Here is a 1,929-nt window from a genome sequence, read left to right on the forward strand (position 1 = left end):
ATTATGAATACAGGTATTCAAATTAGATACAAGTAATATTGATTTTAGGTAAACTATTAAAAATAATTGGAGGGAACAAATAATGAAAATATTAGTAACAGGGGCAACAGGAAAATTTGGAACCAAAGTTGTTGAAACTTTATTGAAAACTGTACCAGCAAATCAACTAGCTGTTAGTGTTCGTAACCCAGAAAAAGCAGAANNTCGAGGCGTGGACGTTCGTCAAGGAGATTTTGATCGTCCAGATACATTGGATGCAGCTTTTTCAGGTATTGATCGGCTATTAATTATTTCTGCAGATGGCGACAATGAAACCAGAATTAGACAGCACACGGATGCAGTAGCAGCAGCAGAGCGTGCTGGAGTTAAATTTATTGCTTATACTAGTATTGCCAATGCAAAGGAAAGTAAAAACTTCCTTGCTCCAACGCATAAGGCAACGGAAGAAGCTATTGTAAAAACAGGCATTCCTTATTCTTTCTTACGCAACAATTGGTACTTGGAGAATGAAAGTTCAAGCATTCAGGGAGTACTTGCAGGAGCCCCTTGGGTGACTTCAGCAGGTGATGGAAAAGTTGGCTGGGCATTACAACAAGATTATGCTGAGGCAGCGGCAGTGGTTTTATCAGGTAACGGGCACGAAAACACTATTTACGAACTTTCTGGTAAGTTATTGACACAGGAAGAAATTGCTTCTGCAGTTGGAACTGTATTGGGTAAAGTAGTCCCTGTCCATCAAGTCGATGATTCCACTTACGCTGATATTATGAAAGGTGCTGGCGTACCAGAATTCCTACTTCCTTTTCTTGTCGATATCCAGAAAGGCATCCGGGAAGGTACATTAGCAGTGGAGAGCAACGATTTGGAGAAACTGCTTGGACGTCCCGTTACACCAATTAGTGTAGGATTAACTCAAATCGTTAAAAGTTTATCTTAAAAAACCTAATTGAACTAACTTAAAAAACCGACCTCTTCTATATGAGTGGTCGGTTTTATTATGAAAAGAAACAAGCTAGGCCAATTTTCAATATTTAGTTTTGGTTTAGATACGAACCATGTCTAGATCCATCTTGGTCATTTACCGTTCCTTCATTATGAGGTAGATCAAACAGATTTTACAAAATCAATAAATGTATCTACTTTGCTATCTAAGAAACTTAGTGTACTTTGATCAACCAACTGACCAGTTTGTTCATCAAACTTTTGATTCGCAAGACCAATCAGTACCTCATTTCCTCCTGGAGGAAGGATCTTAGCCTGAATACCAGGTGCTGCTAGAATTTCACGTAAATGCATTTGAGCACGAACGGTTCCGAGCAGGCCGAGGGTTACGCCTAAAGCCATTACAGGTTTACCAATGAAAACCTTGTCTACCCTTGAAGTCCAATCTAATGCGTTCTTTAGCACACCAGGAATGGACCAATTGTATTCTGGAGTAATGATGAGAACCCCATCAGCACTTGCGATTGCCTCCTTAAATTCCTTTACTGATTCTGGTGGGTTGTTCTCCTCATCTTGGTCAAAATGTGGGAGAGAACGGATGTCTGCGATTTCAATATCAATTTTATCCTTGTAACGCTTTTGGATTGTCTTTGCAAGTTGCATGTTATACGATTCTTTTCTTAAACTGCCTACAATTGTAACGATTTTCATGATAAACCTCCGAAGTATTATTAATTACCATATATTTCACTATAATTAATGAAAGGTCTTTCTACAACATTCCTGCTTGCGAAGATTCCAAATAATGTATTTTTTATAACTTCAGTTGAAGAATGCTACTAATTTCCAGCTCTTTTGGTTCAATATTTTGATACTCAGCTTCTAATTCACACAAAGTCCATTCATAGAGATGTTTATCATTTTTTTTATAAATTCCGAAACTAATAAGCTTATTTATTAAATATTGCCTTTTTTGATGAGCAGAAG

The 1,929-nt window shown here is 37.7% G+C and carries 3 protein-coding genes; 1 reads left to right on the forward strand and 2 read right to left on the reverse strand.

All coding sequences use genetic code 11. The annotated features are described in order from the left end of the window. The first annotated feature begins 82 nt into the window (after positions 1 to 82). Positions 83 to 937: an SDR family oxidoreductase gene (locus V7659_RS30195; RefSeq protein WP_335543707.1), complete on the forward strand. Its 855-nt coding sequence runs from the start codon at positions 83 to 85 to the stop codon at positions 935 to 937. A 167-nt stretch (positions 938 to 1,104) separates the two neighbouring features. Here the strand turns inward: V7659_RS30195 and V7659_RS30200 are convergent, their stop codons facing one another. Then, positions 1,105 to 1,653 (reverse strand): NADPH-dependent FMN reductase, encoded by a 549-nt coding sequence (locus tag V7659_RS30200; RefSeq protein WP_335543708.1) that lies wholly within the window; start codon positions 1,651 to 1,653, stop codon positions 1,105 to 1,107. A gap of 103 nt (positions 1,654 to 1,756) precedes the next feature. After that, positions 1,757 to 1,929 (reverse strand): Fur-regulated basic protein FbpA (locus V7659_RS30205; RefSeq protein WP_335543709.1); only part of this gene is annotated, 173 nt, incomplete at its 5' end.

The sequence above is a fragment of the Neobacillus drentensis genome (assembly GCF_036966985.1).
Taxonomy (GTDB): Bacteria; Bacillota; Bacilli; order Bacillales; family Cytobacillaceae; genus Neobacillus; species Neobacillus drentensis_E.